The organism is Asticcacaulis sp. P2_C5 (genome assembly GCF_056404555.1).
This window is the reverse complement of the sequence record NZ_JBFUDU010000017.1, coordinates 115824-131229: the sequence shown is the minus strand read 5'-3', so window position 1 is coordinate 131229 and position 15406 is coordinate 115824. Positions and strand designations below refer to the sequence as shown.

Genomic DNA, 15406 nt, shown 5'->3' with positions numbered 1-15406 from the left:
CACGCCCGTCGACCTCGGCGCCATCAGCACGACCAATCGGCCGGCTACGGCTGTCAACGACACCTACAACGAAACCAAATTTACCCGTGACGGCGACGGTCGCGTCCTGACCAGTATTGACGGCGAAAACAATACCACGACCTACGAATACGACGGCCTGGGCAATCGCACAAAGATGACCAACGCCTCGCTCGCGGTAACGACCTACACCTACTACACCAATGGCCTGCTGAAAAGCGAGGAACGGCCCGAGACCAAGATCGGTACGGTGCAGATCGCGCCGGCTTCGACCACGGCTTACGAATATGACAGCTTCGGCAACCGGACCAAAATGACCGAGGCCGCGGGTGCGACGGAACCGCGCACCACCTACTATGAATACGACGTCCGTAACCGGCTGAAGAAGCAGTACGGCGACACGGTCCCGCTCAACGGCGGCACGGCGACGGTCACGCCGACCCAGACGTTCGAATACGACAAACGCGGCAACCTCATTCGCATCAAGGACGCCAATGCCAATGCCGGCCTGGCCAATGGCGGCGTCACCGTCACCTATTACGACAAGATGAACCGCAAGTCGCTGCAGGTCGACGCCCTGGGCTACGCCACGGCCTGGACCTATGACGCCAACGGCAATGTCCTGACGCAGAAGTCGTATGACAGCAAGGTCGCCATGCCGGCGGATCCCGCCGTCCTGCCGGACCTGACCAACAAGACCTTCCGCGAGACCGACTACAGCTACGACAAGGAAAGCCGGCTGCTCACGACATCGGTCCTGAACGTGAAGAGTGGTAGCTGGAGCAGCGGCAACTGGGCATGGACCATCGATCCGGTCACCGGGGTTGCGGCCACCAAGGTGGTCAACCGCGCCGAATACGACCTCAACGGCAACGTCATCAACCAGACCGACGCCAACGGCAATATCACCTACAATTGGTACGACAAGCTCGGCCGCCAGGTGGCGCAACTCGACACTGGCGGGTATCTGACGACCTATGTTCGCGATACCGAAGGCAATGTGCTGACCCAGAGCCAGTATGCCGGCAATATCGTCATGCAGACCATCGCCGGCGTCACCACCTACAGCGTTTCCGACAAGGCAAATCATACCGTCGCTCAACTTGATTCGTCAGGCAATATCACCCTCAATACGCTGGATACCTCCGGCGCCGTGGTGAGCCAGACACTATATCTGCTGCGGCTTACGGGTACTTTCGCACCGGGCAGCAGCACGGCTGCACCATCGGACAACAGCGGTGACCGGATCACCAGCTTTACTTACGACCACAAGGGTCAGCGCACGAGCGAGTCGCGCTCCGGCATGACGGCCGCAACGGTCAGCGGCAATACCCTGACCACGGCGACCGTCGTCAGCAAGGTGCAATTCGCCTATAACGCCCTGGGCCAGATCATCACCAAGACCGAGGCAACCGACGATATCACCAGTTATGTGTATGACGAGATGGGCCGGCTGGCGAAGACGACCACGGCCAGCGGTGCCGCCAATGCGATGACGACACTGACGACCTATGACAAGCTGGGCAACGTGGCGACGACGACCGCCGGTATGGAACTGGCTTCTGCATTGCGTGAGCAAACGGTCTACACCTATGATGTCGCCGGACGGTTGCTCAGCAAACTCGATGCAGCCGGCAATACATTCACCTATGGCTACGACGCCAACGGGCGGCAGACGCTGGAAACCTATTCGCGAGTTAAGGCGGACAGCCCGACGGTCTATGAGGGCACCCTGACCAGTTACGATGCCCAGGGCCAGGTGATCTCGACGGCCAGGGCGTCACGGACGACAGCGACCTCGACCACCTGGACGATGGGCGACACGACCAGCGACACCTATTACGACGCGTTCGGCGAGGTGGTCGCGCGCGGAACCAATACCGCCGGCAATGCTGCCAATGCGCAGGAATTTTTCGACTACGACAATGCCGGACGGGTGTGGCGCAGCAACTCGGGCGACGGCGTCACCAAGATCTACGGCTACGACGGCAACGGCAATGTGACGCTGCAGGTGCAGGGCCTCGGTACGGTCGACCTCAGCACCGTGGCGGACCTCGATACCGCCCGGGCCATGGTCGAGGTAAGCCAGAAGGTCAATGTCTATGACCGCCGCAACCAGGTGACGGACGTGTTGCAACCGACGACCCTGGCCAATCTCAGCACCGTCACCGGGCTCCCGACCTCAGCTTCGGTCAATTATATCGGCCAGACCGGCGGCGGCGGCGGCGGCACAACCTATATCTGGTACCAATACGGCGTCCAGCTCAGCAGCTCCCTGATTACCAGCCGCTATCCCGGCCTGATCCACGTGGATGTCTATGCGTCCGGCGGCACCGGGGTGACCCCCAGTTGGACCAAGGCTGCCGGCACGACCGATCTCGGGACGTTTGCCGCGACCTTCCAGGGCTCAGGCTCGCCCCCGCCGAATTTTTACGTCAGCGTCTGGCAGGAAGGCGTTGGGTCGTTGGGATCCTTCTCGATCAATGCGACGGTGGGCGAGACCAAGAAGATAGGCTCGCTGGTGCAGTTCCAGAATGTGCCCGCGACGGCGACCGCGCTGAAGGCGTATGTGCGCGCCGCTGGTTCGACCGGTACCTATACCCAGGTCACGCTGCTTCCCACTTCGTCCGGGTCCGGCCTGTTCCTGTGTGACTCCACCGCCTTGCCGTTTAGCGGTACGGCCAATTCCAAGTGGGACGTCAAGTACGTGGCGACCGACGCTGCAGGCAATGTGGTCGACGCTCGCGCCGGTGCGATTACCTTCGGCACCGGGGCCCCTGCCATTCCGACGGCCGTTGACTTTGTCGAGGTGCCCGCTTTCGCGGCGACCGTCCAGGCCGATTCGACCTACAAGCTGGCTTCAACTCCGGCCGTGTTTGGCTTCGACGACCAGAAGCAGGCCTTCAACGCGTTTGGCGACGTTGTCAGCCAGACCGACGCGCGGAACAATACGACCACCTTCGGCTATGACGTGATGGGCAACGTGACGGTCAAGGCCGGGCCGGCGGTCAGGACGATCGGCACCGATGCCAGCACCGGCCAGATCATCGACAGCACCACCACCACGCCGACGGACTATTATTACTATGACAAGTCGGGACGCCAGGTCGGGCATATGGACGCCAATACCCAGGCGGCGGTCACGGGCACTAACACTATGCTGGCCAGCGGCAGGCTGTCCACCCTGGCGTTGCTGGCCGGCACGGGCTATGATGGCCATGATGCGCTGGTGACCGTCCAGTACAATCCCAACGGCGGCGCCTCGGTCAATACGCAGTACGACCTCTTCGGCAATGTATCGAAGCAGTTCGACGCGAATGGTTACGAGACCGACTTCAGCTATGATCTCGACAACCGGCTGATCCAGGTCAGCCACGCTGAGCGGAGCAGCGGCGACGTCACCAACTATACCACCAACTATACGCCGTCGCGGCTGATCGACACCTACGGCTATGACAGCCTGGGGCAGAGGATCACCCATACGAACAATGTGCTGGGCGCTTCGGTCAAGGAGACGACCGAATACGATCTGCAGGGCCGGGTCAAAAAGACGGTCAGCTTCGGCGGACAGACGACCAGCTACGGCTACACGTGGAATCTGTTGACGGCGACCGGCCGGGTTTCGGCAGGACAGGCCAATGCCGGTTCATGGACCCGGACGGCGGCGCTGTCGGCGGGCGTGTCGTCTTCGATGAACACCGACTACTTCGGCAAGCTGTTCCTGAGCAGCGATTTCGGCGGTCACACGACCACCTACGCCTATAACCTGGACGGACAGATCGTCCACCAGTCGAACAGCCTTGGCCAGTCGATCGATTACAACTACACCTATACCGGCCAGATCGCCGGTATTGCCGACCGTGCGACATTGATGACGGCGGCCTATGCCTATGACAAGGCCGGCAACCGGACGGCGGAGACCTACTATACCGCCAGCACGGCGCCGGCCTATTACGAAAACGCCACGGCGACCTATGACGCAATGAACCGGGTGACCGAAATCAAGGACATCGAGTACGACATCACCTACGCCTATGACGCCAACAACAATATCCGCAATGCCCATACCGTCTATATCCAGTCGAGCACGGCCCAGGACTACTGGTACAAGTACGACAACCTGAACCGGTTCGTGGTGACCAAGGGTGCGCTGTCGGGCAACGCCGTCGTCCAGGGGACGACGGGTATTACCATCACCTACACAGAGCGCGGCGACCGCAAGAGCGCGGCCTACACGACCGCAACTGGCGCCCATACGGAGGCCTATGAATATACCGCCGACGGTTATCTGAAGAGCGACACCATCGATGGCGTCATGAGCGTCAAACGCGTCAGCGACGTGCTGGGCCGGATGACCAACTATATTGAATACAAGACTAACGGTATTACGCCGGTGACGACGCGCGACGCGATTATTTATGACAACGACAACCGCATCGTGTCCGAGACCGATACCAGTGTCCTGACAAATGGCGATACGCTGTCCAATGTGTTGACCAACGACTATATCAGCCACGACACCAGCCAGTCCGCCACCTTGAACAAGGACCAGGGCTCGCTGACGCGCAGCACCAGCGCGCAGAGCCGCAATGGCGGTTCTTCGACCACTACGACGACCGACTATACCTATACATGGTGGAACTCAGCCAAGTCGGCGACGGCGAAGCTGAACGGATCCCCATTCGCCGAGACGCAGTATGCCTACAATGTCGACGGCAACCTGACCCAGGTATGGGATGCCGGTGGGCACCGGGACGTCTATTTCAGGACCGATATCCTGGGCCTGATTACCAAACGATCGGAAACGAACGACCTGGCCACGGGGGCCCAGCGCAGTTTCTACTATTTCAACGGCCTGGCGGTGGGCGATGTCGGCACCGACCAGTTGCCGAGTTCAGTCGACTACGCGCAGCAACTGTCGAAGGCCCGCAACAACAGCGGCTCGTCGTCGAACGGCAATGCAACGCCGGTCGTGGGCCTCAATGCCGACTTCGACGCTAGTTACCAGGCGATCAATGCCGGCACGAACCAGACCGGATCGAGCTATACGGCCAATGCCGGAGACACGCTGCAGGCGATCGCCCTGAGCGTATGGGGCGACGCCAGCCTGTGGTACGTGCTGGCCGATGCCAATGGCCTGGGGGCCGGCACCACCCTGGCGGCGGGGCAGGTCTTGACCATTCCGGGCAAGGCCACCAACAACCATAACACCTCAAGCACGTTCAAGCCGTATAATCCGAACGACACCATCGGCAATACGACCCCGACCCAACCGCAACCCCCGGCGCAAAAGCACGGTTGCGGTACGGTGGGCATGATCCTGGTGATGATCGTCGCTGTCGTAGTGACGGCCATCGTTGCGCCCTACGCGACAGGAGCGGTACTCGGTCACCTGACGGCGGGCGCAGCGGCTACCGCCGCCACAGCCACAGCGACCGCGACGGCTGCTGCCGCCGCCGCCGCCATCAGCGGCACAGCTGCCGCGGCAGCGACTGCGACTTTCGCAGCCGCGGCGGCAGTCTCGGCCACCGCGGCTTTGGCCACCGCCGTAGCCAGTGCATCGATGATTGCTGCTGTGGCCGGCGGAGCCATTGCCGGTCTCGCGGGTGGTCTGGCCAGCCAGGCATTCGCAGTGGCGACGGGCATTCAGGACAAGTTCGACTGGGGTGCCGTGGCCAAGGGGGCGATCGCTGGCGGTATAGGTGGCGGTTTCGCTGGTAAATTCGGTAGCTTGGGCCAGACGGGCGGTGCCGTCGCACGCGGCATGGCGAGTAATGCTGCAACTCAGAGCTTCAGCATGGCCGTCGGATTGCAGAAGAAGTTCGACTGGGCCGGTCTGGCGGTAGCCGGTGTATCGGCCGCTGCGACAAGCGAGGCTGCACAATGGCTGCATGCTCAGACCAATACGGTGACCCTGTCGGACAACACCCAGGTACAGGTGGCAAAATATGGCTCATTGACCCAGAATGTGCTGATTGGCGCTGCCGATGTCCTGTCCAGCGCAGTGACAAAGAGCGCTCTGACCGGACAGTCGTTCGGTAAGAGCGTTATGGAATATCTGCCTGGAGTCGTTGCCGGCACGATCGGCAATCTCATCGCCGAACAAGTGCAGACAGCGGTGGCCGCTGTTGACAGCAGGCAAACTAATGCATCCGGGCAGGCTCATTCTGAAACTGCGCAGCAGGCGACTACAAATTCAGCTGATATCGTCGCCTCTCAAGACGGAATGAGCAGAGGTCCGGCCACAGTCGTGAATCCGAAGGACTCGCCCCTTACCAATCCATATTTCTTTAACGAGAGCTTAGAAAAAATTGGAAGGGAAATCGGAAATCTGAACTTTGACTTAAACTTAAGTGTCGAGCGGTCGGCATTCGAAAACGGCGGACAAGGTAGCTTGTCTGGAGGAAGTTCGACCGATGAACTGTCAGGCGGTGGTTCAGGCGATGTCAATAGCGACGAGCCGACCTATTTTAATATGAAGCCATATGTTGAGCAGCCAATATCTGGCGGAGACTGCTTTGTTGTTTGGCCCGACGGGAAGTCGATAACGGTCGGAATACCGGACAATGCTCCCGGAATCACTGTGTGTGACAGCACTGGAATCTACGGTACTCTTTATGGCAGCAACACAAAGACAGAAACCGTACCATATTCGGAATGGTATAAGATATCTCATCAGAATGAAGTAATTTATTCTGATTACAGAGATGAGTCAAATCTTGGGCACGTTGTTGTATCTGTTGTGGAAGAGATACGTGGCAAAGAATATTACGTAGATTTTGGTGACTATGGCACTAGTATTAGTCCCAAGACGGATGCCACTGAATGCAGCAGGGAGCGCGGTTCTGGATTCTCATATTATATGGTGTCTCATTACGCGTCAGGCCAGGAAGATGTATTTACTTTACCAAAAGAAAAGCATCAGCAAGAATGCTGGTCAACAGGCTATGCGACGGCAGGGTCATTAGATAATTCGTATAGCAACATCCACAACGGTTCATTAAGGGGAACCAAGTCACGGGCAAGGGTGCCAAATGCGGAGCCAGAGCCGGAGCTAACAGCACCTAAATTTGCCTTAGCTGGAGTGGAAGCAACGCCACAAACTGCGTCGGTCAGAACGCTCCAGACTAGAATGGCTGCTGCAGCGGCCGGAACGGGCTCGCGCCGCGATTATCTAAATCAGAAATTTGGGCGCACGGGAGATCTGAATGCAGACATTAACCTGAGAGGCGCGCCGGATGCAGCTGTGCAAAGACGGATGGATGAGTTCGCAAGGACCGGGCACGCTCCTGGCCGGCATGGCCCACGGCTGACGGAAAACGCTCTGGACAACCGCGCGATGTACAAGATCGATCCGATGACCGGAACCACTACCGATTTCTATACTGGGCAACCTCACAAGGCGTCTAAGAACGCAACGCAATTCACGTCCAAAGACGCTATGGTTAAGGCGGACGCCTTTGCCAGAACTTCGCCGGAATTTGCATCTGGGATGAACGATGCTCTTTCACGAGGCGATGACGCGTTCGCAGTCAAAGGGCTTTCTCTCGAAGCTGCCCTGGGTTCGAACTATCAGTCTATGGTGTTCGGGAAGAGCAGGCTTGGTACTGCGGCCCATCCTACCGGGACAGCCAAGATAGATTTTACTGGCGGCACATACCGTGCTGTATATACACTCGCTCCAGATGGAAGCTGGCATTTGCACACGATGTTCCCGGAGCCGCAATGAGCGAGATTAATAAGTATTTTTTGAAGGACTTGGAAACCTATTGGCATTGTGAGGTACGCGAAGCAAACACGGGCACTCGATTGCTTCGTGCGCTTAGTCACCCCAATCATGGGATTGACGAGCAGACCTTCAAGAGCCTGCTTACGGCTGCGATAGAGCAGCATATTATCGGCTTGAAGGAATATGAAGACATCACGGGTTTGGATTTTGAAAGTTCCGACGAGGTTGCCGAGGACTTGCGAGGCTTGTGCAGGATGATGTACGGATAGGCGTTTGCCGCAGAGAGGGACGGCGCCGTCCATCCCAAGGCCATGCCGGTCATATTGACGTCGCCTGATGAGATCCGCATCTGGTTGACGGCGCTCTGGGCGGCAGCGAAGAAACTCCAACGGCCGTTGCCGGACGGCGCGCTACGCGTTGGACGGATCGGCGGCAAGCAGGATGAGGATGTGACGCCGGAAGGTGATACGGGTCCGGTGCAGGAAAGCTTGCTGTAGGGGCATCCCGTGCCGCTCCGTGCCGCACTGTACCGCATCAAAAAGTGTGAGTAGAAGTGTGAGTAGCGAGAAGCCGATTACTTAATTATATCAATATATTCATATGCTTGATGAAAATATCTGGCGGACAGGGAGGGATTCGAACCCTCGGTACGCTTTCACGTACACACGCTTTCCAAGCGTGCGCGATCGACCACTCCGCCACCTGTCCGCAAATCATGCAACCGGCTCAAAGCCATTCGCAGGAAGGCGGTCTTTATAACTATGTCGGACGATTGAGCAACCCCCTTATCCAAGCTTTTTTTGTAACTATATAGCTTTCCGACGCGTATAACGGCGGCAACGAAAGGGAAACCCAACATGTTCGGTCTCAAAACCCAGATGATCCCGCCCAACCAGGCCTTACCGGGACGCAGCGACGCCATCCCCACCGAAGCCACCCATTTTGTGCTGGGGACGCCGTTAAAGGGGCCCTATCCGGCCGGTACGGAGCAGGTCGTTTTCGCCATGGGCTGTTTCTGGGGCGTCGAGCGCAAGTTCTGGCAGCAAGACGGCGTCTTTGTCACGGCCGCCGGCTATATCGGCGGCTATACGCCCAACCCGACCTATAAGGAGGTCTGCACCGGCCAGACCGGTCATACCGAAGGCGTCCTGGTCGTCTACGATCCGGTGAAGATCAGCTTCGCGCAATTGCTGAAGCTGTTCTGGGAAAGCCATGACCCGACCCAGGGGCATCGCCAGGGCAATGATATCGGCACGCAGTACCGCTCGGGCATCTTTACCACCACGCCTGAGCAATACGCGGCAGCCACTGCCAGCAAGGCCGAATATCAGAGGTCGTTGTCGGCTATCGGCAAGGGCGCCATCACCAGCGAAATCTTCGCGCCGGACACCGGTCATCCCTTCTATTTCGCCGAAGGCTACCACCAGGGCTATCTCGCCAAGAACCCGGACGGCTATTGCGGCCTGAAGGGCACGGGCGCCGTCTGCGCCATATAGTTGCTGTTAATTCTACTTTACAAATCGGGCCCGCCGTCACAACCTGACGGCGGGTCTTTTGGTGCCGGGGCAGCATGAGCAAGGAACTCGAGCTTTTTTCGCTGGATGGGTTGGGCGGCTGGTTCAAGCGCACCAAGCCGCATCCCTTTGTGCTGCAACCCGGCCAGGCGTGTCTGAATTGTGAAACCGAGCTGGCCGGCCGCTATTGCCACGCCTGCGGCCAGGACGCCGATACCCACCATCGCAATATCTTCCACCTGATCGCCGAAGCCTTCGAAGGCCTGTTCCATCTCGACGGTCGCATCTGGCAGACCCTGCCGCCGCTGTTCTTCGCGCCTGGCAGGCTGGCCCGCGACATGATCGACGGCCGCATGGCGCGTCACGTGCCGCCCTTGCGCATCTTCCTGGTCAGCCTGCTGGTCTTCATGCTGGTGGCCGAGCACAAGACCGAAGAGATGCGCCATCATGCGCCGCACGCTGCCCATCTGGAGGATATGCAGGCGGCGATAGATAAGGCTCCGGTACCGGACAAACCCGGCATCAGGCTGATGACCCACGTGTCACCCAGCCTGATCGTGACCACCGAACGCAAGCCGGATGGCACGGTCGAGCGCAATGTGACCCGCAATCTCCAGATATTCACCTTGTCGGAAGCCGACGCCAAATATCTGGCGGACGTCGTCCAGAAAGCGGACATTCAGCCGGCATGGCTCAAGGCGGACCTTACCAGGGCGCTGACCAATCGGGAGGGCTTCTTCCATGCCATGTTCACCTGGGGACATCGCCTGGCCTTGCTGGCCCTGCCGATCGTCGGCCTGTCGCTGGGCGCGCTGTACAGTGGCCGCAAACGCAAACGGCGCTTCTTCCTCTATGATCATCTGTTGGTCAGCATGAACCTGCTGTCCTTCGTCTTCCTGTCGACGGCCATCGGCTTCCTGCTGCCGGATACGATCATGATGCCGTGGGGCAAGGTTGTCCTGGCGCTGTGGACCCTGGCCACCTTCTTCTTCACCCTGCGTGGCGCCTATCAGTCCTCCATCCTGGGCGCGGCGCTGAAGTCGATCATCTTGTGGGCCATGACGGGGATTGCCTTTGGCGTGCTGATCCTGGCCGTGGGCTTTATCAGCCTGACGGCGGGATAAGAGCGCCCCCTCCGCCGCTTTTCAGCGGCACCTCCCCCGCAGGCGGCTAGGCGATTCACACATCTCAAAAAGGCAAGTAAACTCAGTAAGATTTTGGTGTGAGATGTCAGGGCTTCGACGCTAAAATCCGGAGCCATGTTTACGCAGTAGCTAAGGCCCCCCACCGTCACGGCTTACGCGCCGAAGACGCGCGAGCGCCGCGCCACGCCACGGGGCGCCCCGCTCCCCCGCGTGGCGGTGGAGTATAAGAAAAACAAATACTTATACCGCCCAGTGAGCGGGGCGGGGGACCGCCCGAGACATTGCGAAGCGTAGCGCAGCTTTGGCGAAGGGTGGTGGTGGGGGCCTTCAGTAGTTCAGTCACTCAAACCAAGCAGATATGTGCATACCCTAGCCGCAGGCGGTGGAGGACTGGTCTAAGGAGTTCAAGGCTGCTAATGTTTGTATAATTCGCCTGTCGGGTGAACCGGTCCGGCCAAGGCGCCGTATACAGGACATGGTTAAGTTCAAAACACTCGCGACGATGACATCGCTTCTGTGCCTCGGCCTGGCCGCTGCCTGGTTCGCCGAGCCGGCCTGGATCCTGACCCACTGGAGCCTCAGCTATAATTATGACGGCGGGTTTGTGGCGCGGCGCATGGCCTGCCTGTTCGTGGCGCTGGCCGTGATCCTGATGACGCTGCGCAGCACGCGCTCACAGCTAGCGCGCCAGGCGGTGGCAAACGGCATCATCGCTGCCTGCCTGTCGCTGATCGGACTGGCGCTGTATGAGCACGGCACCGGCCACGTCGGTCGGGGCATATTCTTCGCCATCGGGCTGGAAAGCGTCTTGGCGGCGGCCTTCCTGATCGTCGTTCATGGCAAACATGCGCCTATGGCAGAAGATCACCCAGAACCGGCGGCACCTGCTCACTGAGGTCTTCGGCGATCAGGCCCGGCCCGAACACGCGGGCACACTGGGCGTGAATCCACGTCGCGGCACAGGCCGCTTCGAAGACCGGCATGCCCTGGGCGACAAGGCCGCTGGCCAGTCCCGCCAGAACGTCGCCCGACCCGGCTGTAGCCAGCCATGGCGGCGCATCGCGATTGACGACGACGCGTCCGTCGGGTGCGGCGACGACGGTGTCCTTGCCCTTCAGCAAAACCACGGCCCCGGAAAGCCTGGCTGCGTGCAAGGCATCGGCTTCGCGGTCGGTGACCGCGCCGAATAAACGGGCATATTCACCGGCATGTGGCGTTAGCAGGACAGGCGAGGCGATCGCCGCGAACAGCGTAGCCGGCGCGTCCTGGAACACGGTCAGGGCGTCGGCATCGAGCACGCAACTCTTGTCGGCGGCCAGCGCGGCCAGGACCAACGCTCTGGTCCGGTCATTGACCCCGGCGGCCGGCCCGATCAACACCGCCGTGACGCGCCGATCGGCGACCAGATCGGCAAAGGCGCCGACATCACGAACGACCTTGGTCATGACGGCTTGCAGAGCCGTCGCATAGACCATCAAGCTAGACGGATCGCAGGCGATGCTGACCAGGCCGGCGCCGATGCGTAAAGCTGCACGCGCCGCCAGCCGGGCCGCCCCCGTCGCGGCCATCGGTCCGCCCAGGATGACGGCGTGGCCACGGTCGTACTTGCTGCCATCAGCCGCCGGGCGGGGCAGGGCGCTTAGCCACAGGTCGGGGGAATTGTCGCTCGTCATAGGAAGGGCACAATCGCTTCCAGCGTCGCTGTGTCAAGCCCGGCCGGACCGTGGCGCGGACCATGGCCGGCGCGCAGTCGCATCCAGTCCTCGACCATAGCCGCCTGTTGTTCGTAGCCATAGGCGCGATAGGGTTTGCCGGGAACGATGCGGTAGGCATAGCGGCCCATACGGGCGATGACATCGCGCAGGATATAGATCAGCAGGTTCATGCCGGTTCGGTACTGCCAGATATGGACCAGTTCGTGGCCCAGCACCGACATGAGCAGCGGGTTGTTGCTGAGGTCGACGGGCAGGCCCGGCCAGAAGACCCGGCGACCGCGGACCAGGATCACCGCATAGCCACGCAGCGCCTGCGACAGGCGCGACAAGGGATGATGGGCATCCACCAGTTCGACTTCGGCCACATCGATCGCCGCGACCAGGCCAGGCGGCAGGCCGGCGATCTCCGCGGCAGTCAGGACTCGATGGTTGCTCATCGGGCGACTATAGACGGCCGCGAGACCATGTCCACCTGATCGATGCCCACGACAAGACCATCATGAATCCCCATTGTGAGGCACCGCCAAGCCCTGTAGGCTGCCGGCAAATCAGGGCCAAGCAGGGGCAAACCATGACGACAACGGCTAAAAAACCCTTCTGGCGGCACCTCTATGTCCAGGTCCTGATCGGCGTCGTCATCGGCGCCTTCATAGGGCTGATCTGGCCGCAGGTCGCCTCCCAGCCGTGGATGAAGGCGATCGGCGACGGCTTCGTCAACCTGATCAAGATGACCATCGCCGTGCTTATCTTCTGCACGGTGGTCTCAGGGATAGGCCAGGTCAATGAAGCCAAGCAGGTCGGTCGCGTAGGCCTGAAATCGATCCTCTATTTCGAAGTCGTCTCGACCTTTGCCCTGATCCTGGGCCTGATCGTCGCCAATGTGGTGAAGCCCGGCGCCGGCATGCACGCCACGGGCAATGCCGCTGCCATCGCCAAATATATAGCGCCCGAAACGCATCAAAGCTTAAGCGAATTCCTGCTGCATATCATTCCGGCCACCTTCGTCAGCGGCTTTGCCGAGGGCAATATCCTTCAGGTCCTGCTGGTCGCCGTCCTGACCGGCTTTGCCTTGCAACGCATTGGTCCACCGGTCCAGGGCCTGCGCAACCTGATCGACGAAGGCGCTAAGGTCGTTTTCGACATCATCACCATGGTCATGAAACTGGCGCCGGTCGGAGCGGGTGCCGCCATGGCCTTTACGCTCGGCAAGTATGGCGCCTCGGCCCTGGGGTCGCTGCTATTCCTGATCGGCACCTTTTACGCCACGGCGGCCCTGTTCGTCTTCGGCGTGCTGGGTATCATAGCCTGGCTGACAGGGTTCTCGATCTTCCGCTTTGTCGCCTATCTCAAGGACGAACTGCTGATCGTGCTCGGCACCTCCTCATCGGAAAGCGCCCTGCCCAACCTGATGCGCAAGATGGAGGCGATCGGTTGTTCCAAGCCGGTGGTCGGGCTGGTCGTGCCGACGGGCTACAGCTTCAATCTCGATGGCACCAATATCTATATGACCCTGGCGTCGCTGTTTATCGCCCAGGCCATGGGGATCGATCTGACCCTGATGCAGCAACTGACCCTGTTGGGCGTGGCCATGCTGACCTCGAAGGGTGCCTCAGGTGTGACGGGGGCGGGATTCATCACGCTCGGCGCCACCCTGGCCGTCGTTCATAACCAGGCCCTGGTGCCGGGCATGGCCATCGTCCTGGGTATCGACAAGTTCATGAGCGAATGCCGCGCCCTGACCAACTTTGTCGGCAACGGTGTCGCCTGCGTGGTCATATCACGCTGGGAGGGTGAACTGGACAAGGACAGGCTGAAAGCCGGTCTCAGCGGCCGTCAGGACGAGGTCGTACCCGAGGTGGCGTCGACGGTCGGCAGGTTGACCGAGGGCAGGGGCGACTCGTAACTCTCAGCCGAGGTCGAAACGGCCTGGGCGGAGAACTCCGCCGATAGTTCGTCGCCGGTGGCGGTGACGTGTTCTTCGCCGGTCTTCGAACAGGCGGCGACCGTCGCGACAGCGGCGATGGCGACAAGGGCGGGGGCAAGCTTCATGACGGCAGCACGCATGGACATCTCCTGAATTGAGATAAGGACGCGACATTTCCGAGTTGCTTTGGCAACTCGGCAAGGGCGACCGCCCGTCGCCGCTGATGCGGCGAGCCATGCGGCGCTTGAGCTGAATTATGTCGACAAAAAAGTTCGCACGCCGTGCCGATCAGGCAGCAGATTTATCAACCCGCCATAAGGCCGGCACTATTTCGCGTGTCAGGCGCGTCATATTGTATTTTTACGCGAGGCGGCGCACGGCTTATGGTTAATATGATCTCAATCTTGCTGTGGAGAGGCTGTTATGTCGCTGAAATCCCCCATTAAAGCCGGTGTGGCCGTGGCGCTCGTACTGGGTCTTGGACTGCCCGCCCTGGTCCACGCCCAGACCTATGACGATGGCTATTATCGCGACTCGCATAAGGGCCGGAATACCGGCGCCGTTGTCGGCGCTGTCGCCGGCGGGTTGCTGGGTAGTCAGGTGTCGAAGAACGAGCGCGGCCTGGGCACGGTTGCCGGTGCGGTGATCGGTGGCGTGGTCGGCTCCAAGGTCGGCGGCAGCTACGACCGGCAATATAATCGCGGCTATAACGATGCCTATTATGATAATCGTCCGGTTCAGTACGACAATGGTTATGCGTCGCAGGATGGCCGCTATTACAGCCAGCCCAATTCCGGCTATCAAACCTATGGCGATGATGGCTACTACACACAGCCGGTCCAGGGCGGCTATTATCAGGGCGGCTACAGCAGCCAGCCCTATTACAGCCAGCAGACCTACGCCAATGACGGTTATTACAGCCAACCGTATCAAACCCAGACCTACAAGGACGACGGCTACTATAGCCAGCCCTATACCCAATACAGCTCTGACGATGGCTATTACGACGACGGCTATGCCCAGCCGGCTCCGGTCGCCCGTTATGATCCGTGCACCTGCGGCTATGTGACCGCGCAACCGACCTATAGCAGCCAGAGCTATAGCTCGCCGGTCTACTATTCGAGCCAGTCCTATTCGACGGCGGTGCCCTATACCCAATATAGCTATGGCTATACCCAGCAGCCCTATACGGGCTCGGTCTATAGCTCGACGACCTATTCGTCGTCGTCGTCGTCTTCGTCCGGTTACGGCAGCGGCTATTATCAGGACGGCTATTCCACCGGCGGCACCTATCGTGGCGGCGGTCATCATCGGGGCCACGGTGGCATGCATCACGGCAGCGGCTACTAAAATTACAGGCG

At 60.0% G+C, this 15406-nt stretch carries 11 protein-coding genes and 1 tRNA gene; 8 read left to right on the top strand and 4 right to left on the bottom strand.

The annotated features are described in order from the left end of the window. The 3 genes from AC1DXO_RS23740 to AC1DXO_RS23730 form a co-directional block, all read left to right on the top strand. Positions 1-7747 (top strand): LysM peptidoglycan-binding domain-containing protein (locus AC1DXO_RS23740; RefSeq protein ID WP_476980687.1); only part of this gene is annotated, 7747 nt, incomplete at its 5' end. Continuing rightward, the gene (locus tag AC1DXO_RS23735) at positions 7744-8016 is read left to right on the top strand and encodes a hypothetical protein (RefSeq protein ID WP_476980686.1); all 273 of its coding nucleotides are present in this window, start codon (positions 7744-7746) and stop codon (positions 8014-8016) included. The genes AC1DXO_RS23740 and AC1DXO_RS23735, both read left to right, overlap by 4 nt. A 42-nt stretch (positions 8017-8058) precedes the next feature. Then, on the top strand, positions 8059-8244 hold the full coding sequence (locus tag AC1DXO_RS23730) for a hypothetical protein (protein ID WP_476980685.1): 186 nt from the start codon (positions 8059-8061) through the stop codon (positions 8242-8244). A gap of 121 nt (positions 8245-8365) precedes the next feature. Here AC1DXO_RS23730 and AC1DXO_RS23725 read toward each other — a convergent pair. Further along, positions 8366-8455: transfer RNA gene (locus AC1DXO_RS23725), tRNA-Ser, on the bottom strand. 149 nt (positions 8456-8604) lie between these two features. On the opposite strand from AC1DXO_RS23725, the gene msrA reads away from it, so the two are divergent. From msrA to AC1DXO_RS23710, 3 genes are all read left to right on the top strand, one after another. Beyond that, the gene (gene msrA, locus AC1DXO_RS23720) at positions 8605-9243 is read left to right on the top strand and encodes a peptide-methionine (S)-S-oxide reductase MsrA (protein WP_476980684.1); all 639 of its coding nucleotides are present in this window, start codon (positions 8605-8607) and stop codon (positions 9241-9243) included. Between the two features lie 74 nt (positions 9244-9317). Further along, entirely contained in the window at positions 9318-10385 is a 1068-nt protein-coding gene (locus AC1DXO_RS23715; protein ID WP_476980683.1) for a DUF3667 domain-containing protein, read from the top strand. A 496-nt stretch (positions 10386-10881) separates the two neighbouring features. Beyond that, complete coding sequence (locus AC1DXO_RS23710) at positions 10882-11301, top strand: hypothetical protein (RefSeq protein ID WP_476980682.1); 420 nt, start codon at positions 10882-10884, stop codon at positions 11299-11301. On the opposite strand, the gene AC1DXO_RS23705 is transcribed toward AC1DXO_RS23710, so the two are convergent. Together AC1DXO_RS23705 and AC1DXO_RS23700 are read right to left on the bottom strand one after the other, a co-directional pair. Continuing rightward, positions 11258-12079, bottom strand: a complete 822-nt coding sequence (locus tag AC1DXO_RS23705; RefSeq protein ID WP_476980681.1) for an NAD(P)H-hydrate dehydratase — start codon at positions 12077-12079, stop codon at positions 11258-11260. The genes AC1DXO_RS23710 and AC1DXO_RS23705 overlap by 44 nt on opposite strands. After that, on the bottom strand, positions 12076-12558 hold the full coding sequence (locus tag AC1DXO_RS23700; protein WP_476980680.1) for a hypothetical protein: 483 nt from the start codon (positions 12556-12558) through the stop codon (positions 12076-12078). Before AC1DXO_RS23700 ends, AC1DXO_RS23705 begins: the two co-directional genes overlap by 4 nt. A 134-nt stretch (positions 12559-12692) precedes the next feature. Here AC1DXO_RS23700 and dctA point away from each other — a divergent pair, with 134 nt between their 5' ends. Beyond that, entirely contained in the window at positions 12693-14024 is a 1332-nt protein-coding gene (dctA, locus tag AC1DXO_RS23695) for a C4-dicarboxylate transporter DctA (RefSeq protein WP_476980679.1), read from the top strand. On the opposite strand, the gene AC1DXO_RS23690 is transcribed toward dctA, so the two are convergent. Next, positions 13955-14185, bottom strand: coding sequence for a hypothetical protein (locus AC1DXO_RS23690; RefSeq protein WP_476980678.1), 231 nt, complete (start codon positions 14183-14185; stop codon positions 13955-13957). The genes dctA and AC1DXO_RS23690 overlap by 70 nt on opposite strands. 283 nt (positions 14186-14468) lie before the next feature. Between AC1DXO_RS23690 and AC1DXO_RS23685 the strand changes: the two genes are divergently transcribed. Further along, positions 14469-15395 (top strand): glycine zipper 2TM domain-containing protein, encoded by a 927-nt coding sequence (locus AC1DXO_RS23685; RefSeq protein ID WP_476980677.1) that lies wholly within the window; start codon positions 14469-14471, stop codon positions 15393-15395. Positions 15396-15406: the final 11 nt, after the last annotated feature.